19 protein-coding genes are annotated in these 16,407 nt (G+C 63.0%); 1 reads left to right on the top strand and 18 read right to left on the bottom strand.

All coding sequences use genetic code 11. The features are described 5' to 3' along the window. From ACE3OH_RS09805 to ACE3OH_RS09735, 15 genes are all read right to left on the bottom strand, one after another. Window positions 1-1,069, bottom strand: a 1,069-nt coding sequence (locus ACE3OH_RS09805) for a FliI/YscN family ATPase (protein WP_374351384.1), incomplete at its 3' end; no start/stop codon positions are given. Then, window positions 1,066-1,497: a hypothetical protein gene (locus tag ACE3OH_RS09800; protein WP_374351382.1), complete on the bottom strand. Its 432-nt coding sequence runs from the start codon at window positions 1,495-1,497 to the stop codon at window positions 1,066-1,068. The genes ACE3OH_RS09805 and ACE3OH_RS09800, both read right to left, overlap by 4 nt. After that, window positions 1,497-2,945, bottom strand: a complete 1,449-nt coding sequence (fliF, locus tag ACE3OH_RS09795; protein ID WP_374351380.1) for a flagellar basal-body MS-ring/collar protein FliF — start codon at window positions 2,943-2,945, stop codon at window positions 1,497-1,499. Before fliF ends, ACE3OH_RS09800 begins: the two co-directional genes overlap by 1 nt. A 49-nt stretch (window positions 2,946-2,994) precedes the next feature. Next, complete coding sequence (gene fliE / locus ACE3OH_RS09790; protein WP_374351378.1) at window positions 2,995-3,294, bottom strand: flagellar hook-basal body complex protein FliE; 300 nt, start codon at window positions 3,292-3,294, stop codon at window positions 2,995-2,997. After that, entirely contained in the window at window positions 3,291-3,722 is a 432-nt protein-coding gene (gene flgC, locus ACE3OH_RS09785; RefSeq protein ID WP_374351376.1) for a flagellar basal body rod protein FlgC, read from the bottom strand. Before flgC ends, fliE begins: the two co-directional genes overlap by 4 nt. Before the next feature lie 165 nt (window positions 3,723-3,887). Continuing rightward, window positions 3,888-4,274, bottom strand: coding sequence for a flagellar basal body rod protein FlgB (locus ACE3OH_RS09780; protein ID WP_374351374.1), 387 nt, complete (start codon window positions 4,272-4,274; stop codon window positions 3,888-3,890). A gap of 31 nt (window positions 4,275-4,305) precedes the next feature. Further along, the gene (locus ACE3OH_RS09775; protein WP_374351372.1) at window positions 4,306-5,415 is read right to left on the bottom strand and encodes a flagellar basal body P-ring protein FlgI; all 1,110 of its coding nucleotides are present in this window, start codon (window positions 5,413-5,415) and stop codon (window positions 4,306-4,308) included. Beyond that, window positions 5,415-5,987 carry a flagellar basal body L-ring protein FlgH gene (locus ACE3OH_RS09770; protein ID WP_374351370.1) on the bottom strand — a complete coding sequence of 191 codons (573 nt, stop codon included), beginning with the start codon at window positions 5,985-5,987 and terminating at the stop codon, window positions 5,415-5,417. Before ACE3OH_RS09770 ends, ACE3OH_RS09775 begins: the two co-directional genes overlap by 1 nt. Continuing rightward, a complete protein-coding gene (gene flgA / locus ACE3OH_RS09765; protein WP_374351367.1) occupies window positions 5,984-6,928 on the bottom strand; it encodes a flagellar basal body P-ring formation chaperone FlgA in 945 nt (314 codons plus the stop codon). The genes ACE3OH_RS09770 and flgA overlap by 4 nt, the downstream gene beginning before the upstream one ends. 7 nt (window positions 6,929-6,935) lie before the next feature. Continuing rightward, window positions 6,936-7,697 (bottom strand): flagellar basal-body rod protein FlgG, encoded by a 762-nt coding sequence (gene flgG / locus ACE3OH_RS09760; protein ID WP_374351365.1) that lies wholly within the window; start codon window positions 7,695-7,697, stop codon window positions 6,936-6,938. A 62-nt stretch (window positions 7,698-7,759) separates the two neighbouring features. Then, a complete protein-coding gene (locus tag ACE3OH_RS09755; RefSeq protein ID WP_374351364.1) occupies window positions 7,760-8,488 on the bottom strand; it encodes a flagellar hook-basal body protein in 729 nt (242 codons plus the stop codon). Between the two features lie 15 nt (window positions 8,489-8,503). After that, entirely contained in the window at window positions 8,504-10,558 is a 2,055-nt protein-coding gene (locus tag ACE3OH_RS09750) for a flagellar biosynthesis protein FlhA (protein ID WP_374351363.1), read from the bottom strand. Continuing rightward, on the bottom strand, window positions 10,555-11,634 hold the full coding sequence (locus ACE3OH_RS09745; RefSeq protein WP_374351361.1) for a flagellar biosynthesis protein FlhB: 1,080 nt from the start codon (window positions 11,632-11,634) through the stop codon (window positions 10,555-10,557). The genes ACE3OH_RS09750 and ACE3OH_RS09745 overlap by 4 nt, the downstream gene beginning before the upstream one ends. Continuing rightward, window positions 11,627-12,394: a flagellar biosynthetic protein FliR gene (gene fliR / locus ACE3OH_RS09740; protein WP_374351359.1), complete on the bottom strand. Its 768-nt coding sequence runs from the start codon at window positions 12,392-12,394 to the stop codon at window positions 11,627-11,629. The genes ACE3OH_RS09745 and fliR overlap by 8 nt, the downstream gene beginning before the upstream one ends. A 13-nt stretch (window positions 12,395-12,407) precedes the next feature. After that, window positions 12,408-12,674, bottom strand: coding sequence for a flagellar biosynthetic protein FliQ (locus ACE3OH_RS09735; protein WP_374351357.1), 267 nt, complete (start codon window positions 12,672-12,674; stop codon window positions 12,408-12,410). Window positions 12,675-13,481: 807 nt separating this feature from the next. On the opposite strand from ACE3OH_RS09735, the gene ACE3OH_RS09730 reads away from it, so the two are divergent. Further along, window positions 13,482-13,898, top strand: a complete 417-nt coding sequence (locus ACE3OH_RS09730) for a hypothetical protein (RefSeq protein ID WP_374351354.1) — start codon at window positions 13,482-13,484, stop codon at window positions 13,896-13,898. Window positions 13,899-14,008: 110 nt separating this feature from the next. On the opposite strand, the gene ACE3OH_RS09725 is transcribed toward ACE3OH_RS09730, so the two are convergent. The 3 genes from ACE3OH_RS09725 to ACE3OH_RS09715 form a co-directional block, all read right to left on the bottom strand. Then, window positions 14,009-14,779 carry a LytR/AlgR family response regulator transcription factor gene (locus ACE3OH_RS09725; protein WP_374351352.1) on the bottom strand — a complete coding sequence of 257 codons (771 nt, stop codon included), beginning with the start codon at window positions 14,777-14,779 and terminating at the stop codon, window positions 14,009-14,011. Between the two features lie 5 nt (window positions 14,780-14,784). Further along, on the bottom strand, window positions 14,785-16,032 hold the full coding sequence (locus tag ACE3OH_RS09720; RefSeq protein ID WP_374351350.1) for a sensor histidine kinase: 1,248 nt from the start codon (window positions 16,030-16,032) through the stop codon (window positions 14,785-14,787). Window positions 16,033-16,077: 45 nt separating this feature from the next. Next, window positions 16,078-16,407, bottom strand: a 330-nt coding sequence (locus ACE3OH_RS09715) for a 2TM domain-containing protein (protein ID WP_374351348.1), incomplete at its 5' end; no start/stop codon positions are given.

Raw genomic sequence — 16,407 nt, 5'->3', positions numbered from 1 at the left:
GGCTGGCGCTGTGCAGCACATCGATGGCTGGGGAGTGACCCTGCTGCGCCAGCCGGCGGGTCAGCACGATATGGCCATCGAGAGTGGCGCGCAGCATGTCGGAGATCGGTTCATTGAAGTCATCGCCCTCTACCAGCACGGTATACAGGGCGGTGATGGCGCCGCCGGAGGCGGCGGTGCCGCAGCGCTCGCACAGTTCAGGCAGCTCGGCAAATACCGATGGGGTATAGCCGCGCGCCGTGGGTGGCTCGCCCACCGCCAGGCCGATTTCGCGGCGTGCCATGGCAAAGCGGGTGACCGAATCCATGGTCAACAGCACCTGCTTGCCGGCATCGCGGAAATACTCGGCAATGGCGGTAGCGGCATAGGCAGCGCGGGCGCGCGCCAGGGCCGGCTGGTCCGAGGTGGCAACCACCACTACGGCATGACGCAAGCCTTCCTCGCCCAGATGCTTGTCGATGAATTCGCGCACCTCGCGGCCGCGTTCGCCGATCAGGGCGATGACATTGACCTCGGCCCGGGCGTGGCGAGCCATCATGCCCAGCAAGGTGCTTTTGCCGACACCGCTGCCGGCAAAGATGCCGACCCGCTGCCCCTGGCCCAGGGTCAGCAAGCTATCGATGCTGCGCACGCCGGTTTCCAGGATCTGCTCTACCCGTGGGCGCGATAGCGGGTTCAGCGGTGCCGCTTTCAGAGGCCGGAATTCGCGGGTTATGGGTGGTGGCAGGGAGTCAAGCGGATCGCCAAATGCGTCGATTACCCGGCCGAGCAAAGCCTCGCCAACGCCAATGCGTGGCATCTGGCCGGTGGAGTGCACCGCGCTACCGATGCCGATACCGTGCAATTCGCCATATGGCATCAGGGTGACGCGACCATCGCGCAGCCCGACCACTTCGGCGCGCAGCCCCTGGCCGCCATCACGCGGCACGATCTCGCAGATTTCCCCTACCAGCACATTCGGGCCGGCCGACTCGATGCCTAGCCCAGCCAGCTGCCGCACCCGACCGACCGGGCGGGTGAGCGGCGCGCTGCGCAAGCTGTCGAGATAGGCTTGGGCGCTAAGTGTCATGGTTCAACCATGCGTTGTTGCAGCCGCTGCGCCAGGGCCGCCTGCAGCGCGCGTGTCAGGGCCGGGCCGGCTGGGGTGGCTGTGTGGCGCAGCAGCCGCTGGCGTCGCTCCAGGCTTTGCGCGGCCAGGTAGGCGTCGCGCCAGGTGCAGCCGGGCAGAGCCAGTATCTGCGCGACCAGCCACAGCGGTTCCTCGGCCAGCAGGGCCTGCATGCGCGCGGCGGTGGCCGAGTGGCGCGCGCCGGCATCGGCCTGCTTCAGCGCGGCATCGATCAGTGCCGGGTCGGCCGGAATGCCCAGCGCCTGCAGTTCTTGCAGATGGGCATTCAGCTCGGCCTGCATGGCCGGGTCGAGCTGATTCAGCAGCCAGTCTCGATCGCTTGGCGCCAGGCCATGCAGCAGCAGGGCGGCTTGCTGGCTGTCGGCCATCAGGCATCCTCCCCTGGCTTGGTATTGGCAGCATCCGGCTTGGCCATCCAGGCTTGCAACTGGCCGAGCAGGCGTTGCCGTTCTACCTCGCTCAAGCTACGCGTGGCGGCGGGTCGGGCCCGCCATACCAGGCCGGATAGCAGCAGGGTGCCGACTACCGCCAGCATCAGGGTCAGCGGCGAGATGCCGCTTGGGGCTGGGCTTGCGGTGCCTGCTGCATCGCTGCGCTCCGGCTTGATCGGCTCGGCGCTGGCGGCATCGAGCGCCAGCGGCGTCGCGACCGGCTTGGCGCTATCGCTCGTGGTGCCGAGCTGATCCATGCTGTAGACCGCCAGCGCGTCGCCGCGCGTACGATTGATGCCGGCTGCTACCGCCACCAGCTCTTTCAGCCGCTCCAGCTGGGCCGGCTCCAGCGGGCGCCGCACTACCACCGCCACGCTGAGATGGCTGATGCCGCCGGCAGCGGACACCACCTGCTCGACGCGGCGGCCCAGCTGGTAATCCACTTCGCGGCTGCTGGCCGGCTTGCTCTCGCCCGCATCGCCGCGCTGGCCGCCTTCGCTGCCCTGGCCGGTTTCACGCTCATGTGCGATCAGGCCGGTCTGGCTGCCGACATTGCCCGGCAGCACTTGCTCGGTCGTGACCTTGCTGTGTTCATGGCCAAGGCTGACATCGACGCTGGCGATGGCCTGGCCTTCGCCAAAGCTGCGCTCCAGTACCTCGCTGACCTTCTTGCCCAGATAGCGCTCGATGGCGCGTTTGTCGTCCAGCCCATCGCTGCCGGCTTCCTCGCTGCCCGCTGCGCTGCGCCGGGTCAGGGCGATGCCGTGCTGATCGACGATGGTCACATCCTCCGGCCGGATATCCGGCACCGCTGCGGCTACCAGACGCTGAATGCCCTGTACCGCGTCGTTGCCAATGGTCTTGCCCGGCTTGGCCGCCAGACTGATCGAGGCCTTGGCCTGGGCGCTGCTTTTCTTGAACAGGCCTTGCTCGGGCAGGGCCAGATGCACGCGGGCGCTCTGCACCTCGTCCAGCGCCAGGATGGTGCGGGTCAGCTCCCCTTGCAGGGCGCGCTGGTAATTGATCTTCTGGGCGAATTCGGTCATGCCGACTTCGCTGTCGTTGAATAGCTCGAAACCGACGGCGCCATGCAGGGGCAGCTCCTTGCCCACCAGCTTGAGCCGGGTTTTGTAGACCAGCTCGGCTGGCACCAGGATGGTGTTGCCGGTGCCGCTAAGCCGGTACGGCACCTTGAGGCGATCCAGCTCCGCCACCATGGTGGCGGCATCCTGGGCCGCTAGGTCGGCGAACAGCACCTGGTAGTCGGTACGCAGGCTCCACGCGCCCAGCGCCACGGCTCCAATCAGGATCAGCAGCGAGCCGATAAGCAGCGCAGTGCGGGCACGGCGGTCGAAGCCTTGCCAGAATTCAGACAATACGGTCACACGGATTCCTTGTTACTTGCATCGGTTTCAGGTTCGACATGGCGGGGCCCTACATCTGCATCTGCAGCAATTCACGGTAGGCGTCGAGCAGGTGGTTGCGCACCTGCATCACCATTTGCAGCGACACCTTGGCTTCTTCCAGATTGATCATCACCTGGTGCAGATTGCTGGCCTGGCCTGCAGCCAGTTGCTGGACGCCGTGGTCGGCAGTTAGCAGTTGCTGGTTGACCTGGCTGAGTTCTTGAGCGAACCAGCCGGCGAAGTCGCCGGTCGGTGCACTGGGCGCTGGCGGGTTGTCGAGGCTGGGCAGCGATTGCGCCGGCAGGAAGGCGATGGGGGCTATGCTCATTGGCCGCCTCCCAGTTCCAGTGCTTTCAATGCCATGGATTTGGCGGCGTTCATGGCCATTACATTGGCTTCATAGGCGCGCAGGGCGGTAGAGAGGTTGACCATCTCGTCGAGCTGATTGACGCCGGGCAGGCTGACAAAGCCCTGGCTGTCGGCATCGGGGCTGCCGGGCTCGTACAGCTTGCGCGGCGCAACATCGAGCGCGTGCACGCCTTGCAAGCGGGCACCGTGCAAGGCACCGCCGCCCAACGCATCAAAGCCGGCTGCAAAATCGGCAGTGACACTCTTTACCCGCAAGGGCTGGAACAGCTTGCCATCGGCGCCGGCCGTGCTGTGCACATTGGCCAGATTGACGGCGGTAACGTCCAGCCGCAGTTTTTCGACATTCATGCCGCTGGCACTGATGGCAAAGGCGTTGCGGTAGTCCATATTGCGTACTCCCTAATGGTCGGGTTTTGCTGGGGCGGCTTGCGCCAAGCAACCCAGCTACCCATCGATACCGTTCAATTCACGACAAAAGCGTGGATGCAGCGCTCACCGCTTACATAGAGATCACCGAGCGTTCCCCTGTCTGAGCGGTGGCTTTGCCAGCCACTAGCGTTTTCCTTCATTCACCGCCGCGCTCAGAATCGCCATCTGCTTGCCCAGCGCCTTGAGCAAGGCCTGGTATTGCACGGTGTTTTGCGCGAGCTCGGCGATCTGGCTATCGAGCTCTCCGGAGCGATCTTCGCCAGCCTGCGGCAGGCCATGGCTGAGCTGGGCATGCACGCCCTGCAGCATCGCCGGCTGCAGGCGGCGCCCTTCGCTTAGGGCGGCCCGCACGGTCGCGAGCTGGTCTTCAAAATCCACCCGCGCTGGTGCAAAGCCGGCGGTATGGGCATTGGCGATATTGTGAGCAATCGCCTGATGGCGCAGGCTGGCAGCATCGAGGGCCAGTGCGACCAGCTGATGGGTGATGGCGTCGGTTTGGCTAATCATCATGGTTGCAGTCTCTTGCTTGGGTGCCTGGGCGCTACTGGATCAGCAGCTCGGCATGCAGGGCGCCGGCGGCCTTGACCGCGCGCAGAATGGAAATGATGTCGCGGGTATGGGTCTTGAGCCGGGTCAGTGCCTGGATCAGATCGGCCACCGTGTTGGTGGAGGCGCTGACGAGGCCAGTCTCGTCGCGCTCGCTGACGGTCACGCTGGAGTTGGCCACCGTCTCGGTGCGCACGCCCGGCCCGGTCTGCCGCACCAGGATCGGTTGCGACACGCTGTTGTCGGTGACGATGGAGATCTTCAGATCGCCGTGCGAGATCACCACCTTGGCGATGCGCACATCGCCGCCCGATACCACGGTGCCGGTACGCTCATCCACCACCACGCGGGCACGGTGATCGGGCTCGACCCGCAGCTTTTCGACGCGGGCAAGCAAGTCAACCAGGCGGGTATTGCTCGGCAGCTGGATACGGATGCCTTCGGCATCGCGCGGCTCGGCCAGCGTGTGGCCGAACTCGGCATTGATGGCGGCCGCCACCCGTGCGGCGGTGGTGAAGTCGGCGTCGCTCAGGGTGAACAGCAGGCTGTTGTCGGCGGCCAAGAGCTTGGCCTGCACGCCCACTTCCACGGTGGCGCCGCCCGGTATGGCGCCGACGGTAGGGTGATTTTTCTGGGCGATGCTGCCGTTGAGCTCGTATTTATAGCCACCGACCGACAGGGCACCCTGTGCCAGCGCATACACCTTGCCATTCGGGCCCTTCAGCGGGGCGAGCAGCAGGCTGCCACCGGCCAGGCTGCGCGCATCGCCGATCGAGGTGACGGTAACGTCCAGGGTGTCGCCTTCATGGGCGGTGGGCGGCAAGGTGGCCGACACCATCACGGCGGCAGCATTGCGGCTCAGCACATCGTCGGGCTGTACCGCTACATCGAACTGCGACAGCACATTGGCGATCGACTGGCGCGTGGCCTTGTTATTGGGTGAATCGCCGGTATTGGCGAGACCCGTCACCAGGCCATAGCCCACCAGCGGGTTGTCGCGCCAGCCGGCGAACTTGCCGATGTCCTTGAGGCGGACCACTTCGGCCTGCGTCAAAGGGGAGTACAACACGGTGAGCGCCAGCAAGCAGTTGAGCAGGTGTTTCATCAGAACCCCGCCCACACAAACAGCTTTGACCAAAAGCCCGGCCGCTGCCGCGCCGCCAGATCGCCATCGCCGAGATAGCTGATGCGCGCATCGGCAATCCGGTAGGAGAACACCGTGTTGCTGTCGGAGATATCAAGTGGCCTTACGCGGCCTTCAACGCGGATCTTTTGCTTGTCGGCATTGATTTCCAGCAGCTGCTCGCCGCTGATCCACAGCTCGCCATTGGCAGCGACCTTGTCGACCGAGACGGTCATCTGTGCCAGCAGTTTGCCGGTGCGCTGACTGCTGCCACCGCCATCGAACTGGTTGTTGAGACCGACACTGGCGCCATGCTGGCGCTCATCGACGGCGCCTTGCACCGCCACATTGTTCTTGCGGTTCATATTGGTGCCGACCGAGGTGGTGGCGCTGGCGTTTTCGTAAATCAGCACGGTCAGGGAATCACCGGGCAGGTGGGCGCGCTTGTCGGCGGCTAGCGGCCGGAAGCTGTGTTCGTCATACAGGCTCTCTGCTGCCAGTGGCGTGGCAAGGCCAGCCAATGTGATCAGCAGCACGGTCAATCGGTGCTTCATTTTTCGTCCATCTCTACTTGAGCGGTGGCGGCTACCCGCGCCAACACCGTTGCCTTGCCCTGGGTGGGCCGTACTGCGATGCGCTCGCCGATTTCGCCATCGGCCAGGGCGATAGCGCGCGATTCCAGCACGATGCCGCCTTGCGCCAGGCGCAGCCGGACTTCCTCGCCCTGGCGCACCGGCTTGGGCTGGACCAGCTGGGCGTGCAATAGCGGCGCGCCAGCCGGCAGCGGATGGCGCAGCTGGCCGTGGATGGTCTGGCAATCGGCGGCCAGCGGTGGGGCATCGAGGCTGGCGATATCGCGCAGCTGCGGTTCCACATCGGCGCAATCAGGCTGGGTGCCGGCAGGCAGGTCGCGACGTGCTACCAGCACCGTGCGGGAGCCGTGCACGGTGAAGGCCAGCCGCGCGCTGCGCTGGAATTGGCCGTCTACCAGTAGATCGATCTGCACCTGCCGGGCACTGGGAGCGCTCAGTGGCCGTGGCCGCAGGCTTAATTGCCCGCTAGCGACCTGCAGATCGGGCGTAGCGCTGGCGGCTGGCAGCACTACCGCGTCGCCATCGGCTGCCAGCTGGCTGCGCAAATACTCGCTAGCGGCCTGAATCAGGGTGCTGCTCGTCACGGTTTGCGTGCGACGCTCGACCAGCACCTGTTCAGCGCCCTGCCAATGCGCATCGCTGGCGAGGCCGGCACTGCGCAGACGGCGGGCCAATTCGGTGCGGCTGTAGCGGTCGGTGTAGCCGGGCAGCGGCGCCGGGCCCAGATCGAATGCGGCAAGTGTTTCGGCTTGATTGGGTGCAATGCCGCGCAGCTCACTCACATCGCCCAGCCGCACCCGCGCGCCGGCGATCACTGCCTGCGGCTTGAGTATCAGTTCGCTAGCCGCATGGGCGCTGGCCAGCATAAAGGCGATAAGGGTGAGCACGATCTGCCTGCGCATACGCCATTTACCGCCGCAGGTTATTAGTCAGCGACATCAATTCATCCGAGGTCTGGATCACCTTGGAGCTGAGCTCATAGGCGCGTTGCGCCATCATCAGGCTGACCATCTCATCGACCAGCGACACATTGGCGCCTTCCAGCGAGCCCTGTACCAATTCGCCCAGGCCGGCGCTGCCCGGCCTGCCGTAAATGGCCTGGCCAGACGCTTCGGTCGGCGTGTAGATGCCCTTGCTATGCGGATGCAGGCCGGAGGCATTGGCAAAGTTGACCAGCTCGATCTGGCCGATTTCCAGCAGCCCGGACTGGGCGGTGTGCACGCTCACCTTGCCATCGGCGGCGATGCTGAGCTTGCTGCTGCCGGCAGGGATATGAATGGCCGGCTTGAGCGGTAGTCCATCCAGCGTGCTGAGAAAGCCGTCCTCGCCAACTTGCAGGCTGCCGCCACGGCTATAGCCACGGCTGCCATCGGGCAGGCTCAGCTCGATAAAACCGGCGCCATTGATGGCAAGATCCATGGCATTGCCGGTCTGGCTCAGCTGGCCGGCACTGAAGTCGCGCAGCACGCTGCTGACGCTAATGCCGATTCCGGCCGCATGCGCCGCTGCCTCGCCATGCGGGCGGGCCTGCAACTGCATCATTTCCTGGAAATTGACCCGACCTTTTTTGAAGGCCGGCGTGCTGACGTTGGCCAGATTGTTGGCCACGTTATCCAGGCTCTGCTGCTGCGCCTGCATGCCGGTGGCGGCGATATAGAGTGCGTCATTCATGGTCGTTGAGTTTCTTGCTGATCGGTCAAATTGCGGTGGGCGCAGGCGCCTGCCGGGTTGGCTCAGAACTCGCCCAGTTTCTGGATGGCGGTGCCGAGCATCTCGTCGTAGCCCTGGAACAGCTTCTGCGCCGCTTCGAAGTGGCGGGTGGTTTCCAGCATCGCCACCATGTCGCGGGCCGGTACCACATTGGTGCTTTCCAGCGCGCCGACCTGTAGCTGCGGCGTGACCTCGATGGCGTTGTTGCCGGCGGCGGGGCTGAGCAGGCCCAGCGGGTTTTTCTGCAGGGCATGGGGCTCGGCAAAGCGCACCAGTCGAATCTGGCCGACCGGGTTTTCGCCCTGGCTGATCCGGCCATCGGCGCTGATCTGTGCTTTGCCATCATTGAGGCGCAATTCGCCGGCCATGCCTTGCACGGCAAAGCCCGCTTCATTGACCAGCCGGCCTTCGGCATCGAGGTGGAAGTTGCCGGCGCGGCTATAGGCAAGCCCGGCCGGCGTCGCCAGCTCGAAATAGCCTTCGCCTACGATGGCCATATCCCATGGCTGGCCGGTCTGGCGCACCGCGCCTTCGCTCAGATCAACCACGCTGCTGATGCTGGGCAAGGTGTGGGCGATGTGGTGGTCACTACTGGTCTGCGAGTCAGCCGCCAGCATGACTTCGCCAAAGCTGCGGGCAATGCCGCGCTTGTAGCCAGGCGTGGTCAGATTCACCAGGTTCTGGCTGATGATGTCCATGCGCTGCAGATCGTTGTGCATGCTGTGGATGGCGGCGGTAAAGGCAGTGCTCATGGTGTGGCTTCGGGCTCAGACGGTGGTCGGGGTGTCGAGTGACAGGCTGCCAAAGGCGCGCAGCTCGACCGTATTGGGTATCTCGGCCAGCGATAGCACGCGCAGGTTCGGCACCATGCGCTCGGACAGGGCGCGCAGGTGGCGGCGCAATTCGGGTGCGCACAGCAGCACCGGCAGCAGGCTGCTGCGCTGCATGGTGTCGGCCAGCTGGGCAGCGCGGGAGATCAGCTGCTCGGCCAGCTTGGGTTCGATGATCAGCGGTGCACCGGCTTCGGCGCTGCGCACGCTATGCAGCAGGTTCTGCTCGATGCCGGGCTCCAGGGTCAGCACCTGCAGCACATTGGCGCGGGTCAGCGCCTGGCAGATCAGCGGGCCCAGACGTTGTCTGACCATTTCGGTGAGGTAGGCCGGGTCCTTGCTGAGCTTGGCGTGATCGACCAGGGTTTCGACGATGGCGTCGAAATTGCGCAGCGACACTTTTTCCTTGAGCAGGTTTTGCAGCACGCGCTGGATATCGCCGACCGCCAGCACGGTGGGGACGATTTCCTCTACCAGGCCGGGTTGGGTTTCGCGCACCCGGCGCAGCAGGCGCTCGGTTTCCTGGCGGGTCAGCAGATTGGCTGACTGCTGGCGCAGCACTTCACATAGATGGGTCATCAGCACCGTGCCGGGGTCGACCAGGGTGTAGTGGCCGGCGGCGGCTTCGCGCTGGGCCTCATCAATCCACACGGCCGGCAGGCCGAAGCTGGGTTCGCGGGTGTCGATGCCGCTCACGGGCGGCGCATCCGGGCTGGACTTGATCGCCAGCAGCTTGTCGCGCTGCAATTCACCACGGGCGACGCTGGCGCCGAATACCAGGATTTCATAGCCATTGCTGGTGAGCTTGGCGCCATCCCGGAAGCTCACCGCTGGCAGCACCAGGCCGGACTCCTGCGCATATTGCTGGCGAAACGCCGCCACCCGTTCCATGAACAGCGCATGCTCGCCTTCCACCAGCGACACCAGATTGGGCGCCAGCTGTACTTCGACTGGCTCCAGCGGCTGCAAGCCATCCTTGGCTGCGTTGGCCGGGCCGGCCGCAGTGGCGTCATCGGCTGGTTCGCTGGCCGTCATGGCACCGCTACGCTTGATCAGGGCGACACTGCCATAGAGCAGCGACAGGATAAGCGCCGGCCAAAGCGGTATGCCGGGCAGGCAGGACAGGCCGAGCAGGGCGACCACCACCAGCAGCATCGCCTTGGGGAAGGAGGTGATCTGCCGGAATGCGGCGGCGCCGAGATTATCGTCCGAGCCGGAGCGGGTAACGATCAGGCCGGTGCCGACCGAGATCACCAGGGCCGGCACCTGGGTGACGATGCCGTCGCCGATGGTCAAGAGGGTATAGGTCTGCAAGGCCTGATCCCAGCGCATGCCCATCTGCATCACACCGATAACGAGGCCGGCCACGCTATTGATCAGCATGATGATGATGCCGGCAATGGCATCGCCTTTGACGAACTTGCTGGCGCCATCCATCGCGCCATAAAACGCCGCTTCCTTGCTCAGATTCTTGCGGCGACGCTGCGCTTCTTCCTGATCGATAAAGCCCATATTGAGGTCGGCATCGATACTCATCTGCTGGCCGGGCATGCTGTCGAGGGTAAAGCGCGCCGCCACTTCCGATACCCGCTGCGCACCGCTGGTCACCACCACGAACTGCACCACCACCAGGATCAGAAACACGATCAGGCCGATCACATAGTTGCCGCCGATCACATAGGCACCGATGGCGCCGATGACATGGCCGGCATCGCCATCGCGCAGGATCAAACGGGTGGCCGAGATGTTCAGCGCCAGCCGGAACAGGGTGGCGACCAGCAACATGGACGGAAAGGTGGAGAATTCCACCGGCTTGGCCATGTAAAAGGTCAGCAGCAGGATCAGCAGGGCAAAGCTGATATTGGTGATGATCAGAAAGTCCAGCAGCGCCGCCGGAATCGGCGCGAACAGCAAGACCAGCACCCCGACCACCAGCAGCACCAGGGTGATGTCGGCCTGCTGGCCGAGGATGCGGCGAAGGGCGGCGATCATGCGGCCACCTGCTGGCGGGCCCGGCGCATGGCATAGACCCAGATCAGGATGCGGGCGACGCGCGGGTAGAGGTCTTCCGGCAGGTATTGATCAGTACCGAGGCGTTTGTACAGCTCACGCGCCAGCGGCGGGTTTTCTACCACCGGGATATGGTGGCTGCGCGCCACACTGCGCATCTTGGCAGCAAGACCACCAGCACCCTTGGCCAGCAGCTTGGGCGCCGGCATCTCGCCATGGCGATAGCTCAGTGCAATGGCAATATGGGTGGGGTTGGTGATCAACACATCCGCTTCCGGCACCCGGCGCATCGATTGGCTTTGCTTGAGCATCTCATTGCGAAGCTGGCGCAGCCGGCTGCGGATGCGTGGGTCGCCTTCGCGCTGCTTGTGCTCGTCCTCGATATCGCGCCGGCTCATGCGCATTTTTTTGGCGAAATCCCAGCGCGTATAGGCAAGATCCAGCAGGGCAATCAACAGCGCTACCAGCAAGAGCTTGAACAGCAAGGGGCCGACCAGGCTCAGCGCACCGGCTGCCTGCGCATGGGCGTCGCGCTGGCTGAGGCTGAACAGGTCGGGTAGCAGATGGTGGATAGCGCTCCATAGCACCAGGCCCAGCGCAGTCAATTTGAGCAGGCTACGCAAGGCCTCATACAGCAGGCGCAGCGAGAACAGCCTTTGCAGGCCATTGCTGGGATTGAGCTTGGTGAAGTCGGGCTTGAGCGGCTCGGCGCTGAATACGGCACCGGTCTGGGCGATATTGGCGATGATCACCGCGCCGGCAATGGCGATCAGTAGCGGCGCCAGGCTAGCCAGGCTGTCGTTCAATAGCTGCTGCAGGCGGTGCAGCATGCCGGCTTCCGACCAGTCGGTGTGGCCGGCCCGACTGAACAGTGCCTGGGCAAGCTGGGCCTGATGGCGCGCCATACCGGGCAGGACGGCATAGCAGGCCGCCACCAGCACCGCCAGCACGGCGGCGACGTTGACCTCCTGGCTCTTGGCGACCTGACCGCGCTTTTGCGCTTCGCGCAGCTTGTGCGGCGTGGCGTCTTCATTGCGTTCCTGTCCGTCCTCAGCCATGTAGCACCGCCTCCCAGAAACCAAACAGGCTGTCGAATACCCGTTTGAACAGCGGGGCCATATGCGGCATCGAGAAGGCCAGCAGGGCAAGACCAATCGCGATCTTGATCGGCGGGCTCAACATGAACAGATTCATCTGCGGCAGATTGCGCGACAGCACCGCCAGGCCGATTTCCACCAGAAACAGGCAGAACAGCAGCGGGGCGGCAATCAGCAGGCCAAATCCGAATACCTTGCCGAACTGGCTAACTAGCAGCGCGGGTGAGGGTAAGGAAAGAAACTGGCCGAGCGGCAGGCGCTGCAGCGAATAGGCGAAACCACGCAGCAGCAGGTGATGGACATCGCTCAGGTAGAACACCATGACGGCGGTGAAACTGAGCAAGGTGGCAATCAGCGGGGCGTGGCTGTGGGTGATCGGGTCGTACAGATTGGCGATATTGAAGCCGATCTGGATATCGAGCAGGTTGCCGGCAAACGAGAAGGCGGCAAAGGCGGCAAACACACCGAAAGCGAGCAAGGCGCCGAGCAACAGCTCGCTGACAGCAGCGGCAAGCAGAGGCGGCAGGTCGGTCGGCATCTGCGTCGGCTGCAAATGCAGGCCCGACACCAGGCAGGTCGCCAAAGCAAGCGTCAGCAAGACCTTGATGCGTGCCGGCAAGCCGGCTGCCATCAGCAGCGGGCTCATCAGCAGCAGGGCACCAAGGCGCAAGGCGCATAGCAATACGGCAACTAGCCAGCTCAGGCTGGCATCGACGTGCATGATGAAGCACCGATCAGAAGTAGGCGGGAATGTCAGCAATCAGCTTGCTGGATACCAGCAGCAGCTTGCGCAACATCCATGGCCCGAATACGGCAAGGGCGATAACGGTGGTGAGCAGTTTGGGGATAAAGGTCAGGGACATGTCCTGCACCTGGGTGACTACTTGCAACACGCTCACCAACAGGCTCACCGCCAGGGTGGCAATCAGCAGGGGGGCGCAAATCAGCAAGGCGTTCCACAGCAACTGGCCGGCCAGCTGCAAGGCGAGATCTGAACTCATGATTCCTAACTCCTTTGTAAGAGCACTGCTTTATGTATTACGCTATTTTTCTGCATTTGTCGAAAGACTGACGTTGCAGTTTTGTTGAGAGATGGATTGTAACTGATTGATGTTTATGTGAAAAGATGTAACTGCGATGCCGGGTTTTGCGCAATTGCAACGGTAACGCAACAATTGAGTCTTCTGTTCGCAAAGTATGGCAGTAGCTGGCGCTGTGTTTCCGCATCAACTTGGCGTGGAGCTCTCGCAAGCGTAGTACAAGCTTCGTGAATGTGGCACGCGTCTTTAAGCTGCCTGTTCGGTTTGAAACGTATCAATCACCATCTCAGCCTACTCGCCGGTCGCGTCTGTACTAATGTGGCGATCAATGTGGCATGACGGGCCATCAAAAGCTTATGGCGAAGTAGCGCGCCACACATGCCTGGAGGTGGCAGGTACCAGTGTCCGGCGAGTCGGAGCGGCCTATGCCACCCGTGATTCGGTAACGCATCAGGTTAAATCGTAGTTCGTCCGCCTAGTCGACGCCCATATTGGCGGTGTGATATGGTCCGGCCCGCGTGGAATCTACCGAGCTAAGCGTGCGTCTTTGCACGCCATACTGCTAGGTCATGATCTGACTCTCAGTTGTGTTTCCATTTGCTTTCGCCCTAGAAGCAAGGAAGCTGCGCCTGATTAAATCCAGTCATTTCATACTGGATATCGTGATCGGCTCTTCTGGCAAGCTGGTGGTGCATTCCAATTGGGTTTCCGGTTCGCGGCCTTGCGGCGGGCGATCTGCAGTCAAAAATTAAAGGGAAATTGAGAAAAATGAACCGGATAGTGGGTATCCTGCTCGCCTTGTTGGTGGCCGCTGCTGTGCGTACCTGCATGAACAAGGGCTTTGCCGTGTCGCCCGAGGCAAGCGCCAAGCAAGCGATCAAAGAGGCAGAAGAGATTAACAAGACGCTGCCCAAGATGGTGGACAAGGACACGCGATGGGACAAGGTGACGGTGGAAGAATCCCAGGTCTACTTTGACTACACGGCCATGGTGTCGGCGGTTGCCAGTAGTGATAAGCCCGAGCTGAACGCTGAATTTCAGAAATTTGCCCTCACTAGCTTGTGTGTGGATAGTGATGCGCGCCGACTGATGGCTGCTGGCTTCACCGTTGTTTTGCGAGTGCGCGATACCGAACGCATCGAGCTGGCCAGTGCTCGCGTGGCGTCGGGTGATTGCAAGCGCTAGAGGGTGTCCGGGCGAGCCTGGGGTAGCCGCTCCGCAAGCAGGGCTGGGCTGCAACAAGAATGACTTGGGGTCCCTGGCGCCGCTGCGTGTGCGGCGTCAGCGCAGATGGCCTACATCTGCTTGAACAAATGCAGATAGGCGCGGCTTACCACCAGCTGTTCGCTGCGCTGGCGCAGTTTCACCATGGTGCGGCCACGAAAATCGCGGGTGGTGCCGGCAATCTGGCGGGCGGCGACGATGGTGCCACGATGGATCTGCCAGAAGCGCTCCGGGTCGAGGCCATCGGCCAGCTCTTTCAGTGGCGTGCGGATCAGTGATTCGCCATCGGCGGTGAATACGCTCACATATTTGTCCCGCGCTTCGAAATAAATCACTTCATCGATCGGAATCAGCCGGGTTTCGCCGCCATGGGCTGCGCGTATCCAGTCCAGCCGCGCCACTTGCGGGGCCTGTTTCAACAGGCCGCTCAGCTGCTGTAATAGCGCGGCCGGTAGCGGCGCGGCGGGCGCTGGCTCGGCCAGTTGGCGCTTGAGCTTTTCGATGGTGCGGCCAAGGCGATCGCGGCTGGGGGGCTTGAGCAGATAGTCGAGCGCTTCGCGCTCGAAGGCATCAAGTGCATATTGGTCGTAGGCGGTGACAAACACAAAGCTGGGGGCGGTAGCGCTATCGAGCAGCTTGCCGGCCACATCCAGCCCGCTCAGGCCCGGCATGCGGATATCGAGAAAGGCGATGTCGGGCGCCAGCTCGTCGATGTCGCGCAGCGCGTCCACACCGTTATGGACCAGGCTTACGATCTTGAGCTCGGGCCATAACTCGGCCAGTTCGCTTTTCAGGAATTCGGCCAGGGCAATTTCGTCGTCGGCAATCAGGGCGGTTGGCATGGGTATCAGGTGTTGGACAGCGGAATGGCTGGTGACGGTGAGGTGGTATCGGGTATCGGTTGGCGCAGGGGGGCGCTCGCCAGCGGCAGTCTAAGCGTTACCCGCAGGCCGGATGGGGTGTTTTCCAGCAGCGACAGGCTGGCCTTGCCCTCATACAAGGTGGACAGGCGCTCGCGCAGATTGCTCAGGCCTACGCCGGAGCCTGTCCGGTGCGAGCGTTTGGGCTGGATGCCGATGCCGCTGTCGGCGACGCTGATTTCCAGCATATCGTGATCGCGCCGTGCGCTGATGCGGATTTCACCGCCTTCGATCTTCGGCTCCAGTCCGTGCTGAATGGCGTTTTCTACCAGTGGTTGCAGCAGCATGGGCGGTAAGGTAATGCTATGCAGCTCGGCCGGTAGTTCGATCTGAAACGTGAGGCGGTGGCCCATGCGTACCTGCATCAGGTCGAGATAGGCGCCCAAGGTGGCGAATTCCCGGCCAAGCTCAGTGTTCGCTTCGCGGCTGGCGGTGAGCGAGGCACGCAGGTATTCGATCAAGCGCTCCAAGAGAAGCCGTGCCTTGTCGGGGGCCGGGCCGATCAGGCCGACTGCATTGGCCAGGGTGTTGTAGAGAAAATGCGGTTCTATCTGTGCCTGCAGCATGCGCAGTTGTGATTCCAGTGCACGGCGCTCGGCGTCGAGCGTGCGTTGCCGTTCGGCCGACAGCTCGGCTTCGGTTTCGGCCTGTCGCTGATGCGAGTAGAAGGCCACTGCCAGGATGGCGGCCAGCATCAGGGCAAACAGCGTGATGCTCCACGCGCCTTTGCTGCTGAATACATAGGCGCGCGTCGCTTGCAGGTCGAGCAGGCCAAAGCCGATCCAGTAGCCGATGTACAGGCCCAGCACCGGTACGATCATGAAGTACAAGCTTCGAATCCACGGCTGGGTCGCGCGAATCCAGCGCCCGCCCAGGCGGTCGCCGATTTCCAGCAAGGTATGAATCGAGTAGCCGACGGTTTGGGTAACGACAAACTGGGCCCAGATCAGATGCAGGAATACGCTGGGACGGCTGATATTGGGCGTGGGGGCAAAGGTCTGGGTGGTGATGAAGAAACACACACCAAACAGGTTGTTCCATACAAACGTATAGATCAGGTCGCGAACCAGGCCGGGCTGCCAGCGATGGCGGAAGTAAGGAATCAGCTCCAGCGGGTGCCAGCGGCCCACATCATGGGTTTGATCGGATCGGATACTGGGGTCGGCTTGGCTCATGGCGCAATCGTATCGTATTGCAGTGCGGACAGGCTGGCGCAAGGATCAGTGCTTGCAACGGCGCAGTGCATCCAGTTCCTTGGCAAGCAGGTGCTCGCGCAGCGTACCGTCGCGCAGCCATACCTTGGCGCCATGGCTGGCCAGGCCGAAACCCATGCCGAGCAACGGCCAGAATGCCCAGTTGATCCGGCCGGACAGCCAGAAATTGAGCGCGAGCAAGAACATGCTGATGCAGACATAGCTTGCGGCATGCAGATAAAAGCCCAGCTTTGCATCGGCAGCGGCTTCGGCGCGGGCTTGCAGTGTTTCTTCGCTATACATGATTGGCTCCCTTGGGATGGCGCGATAGCTGGGCAGCTTGGCTATGGAAGCCAC

The sequence above is a fragment of the Chitinimonas sp. genome (assembly GCF_041904975.1).
In the GTDB taxonomy this organism is placed as follows: Bacteria; Pseudomonadota; Gammaproteobacteria; order Burkholderiales; family Chitinimonadaceae; genus Chitinimonas.
This window is presented reverse-complemented; position numbering and strand designations above follow the sequence as displayed.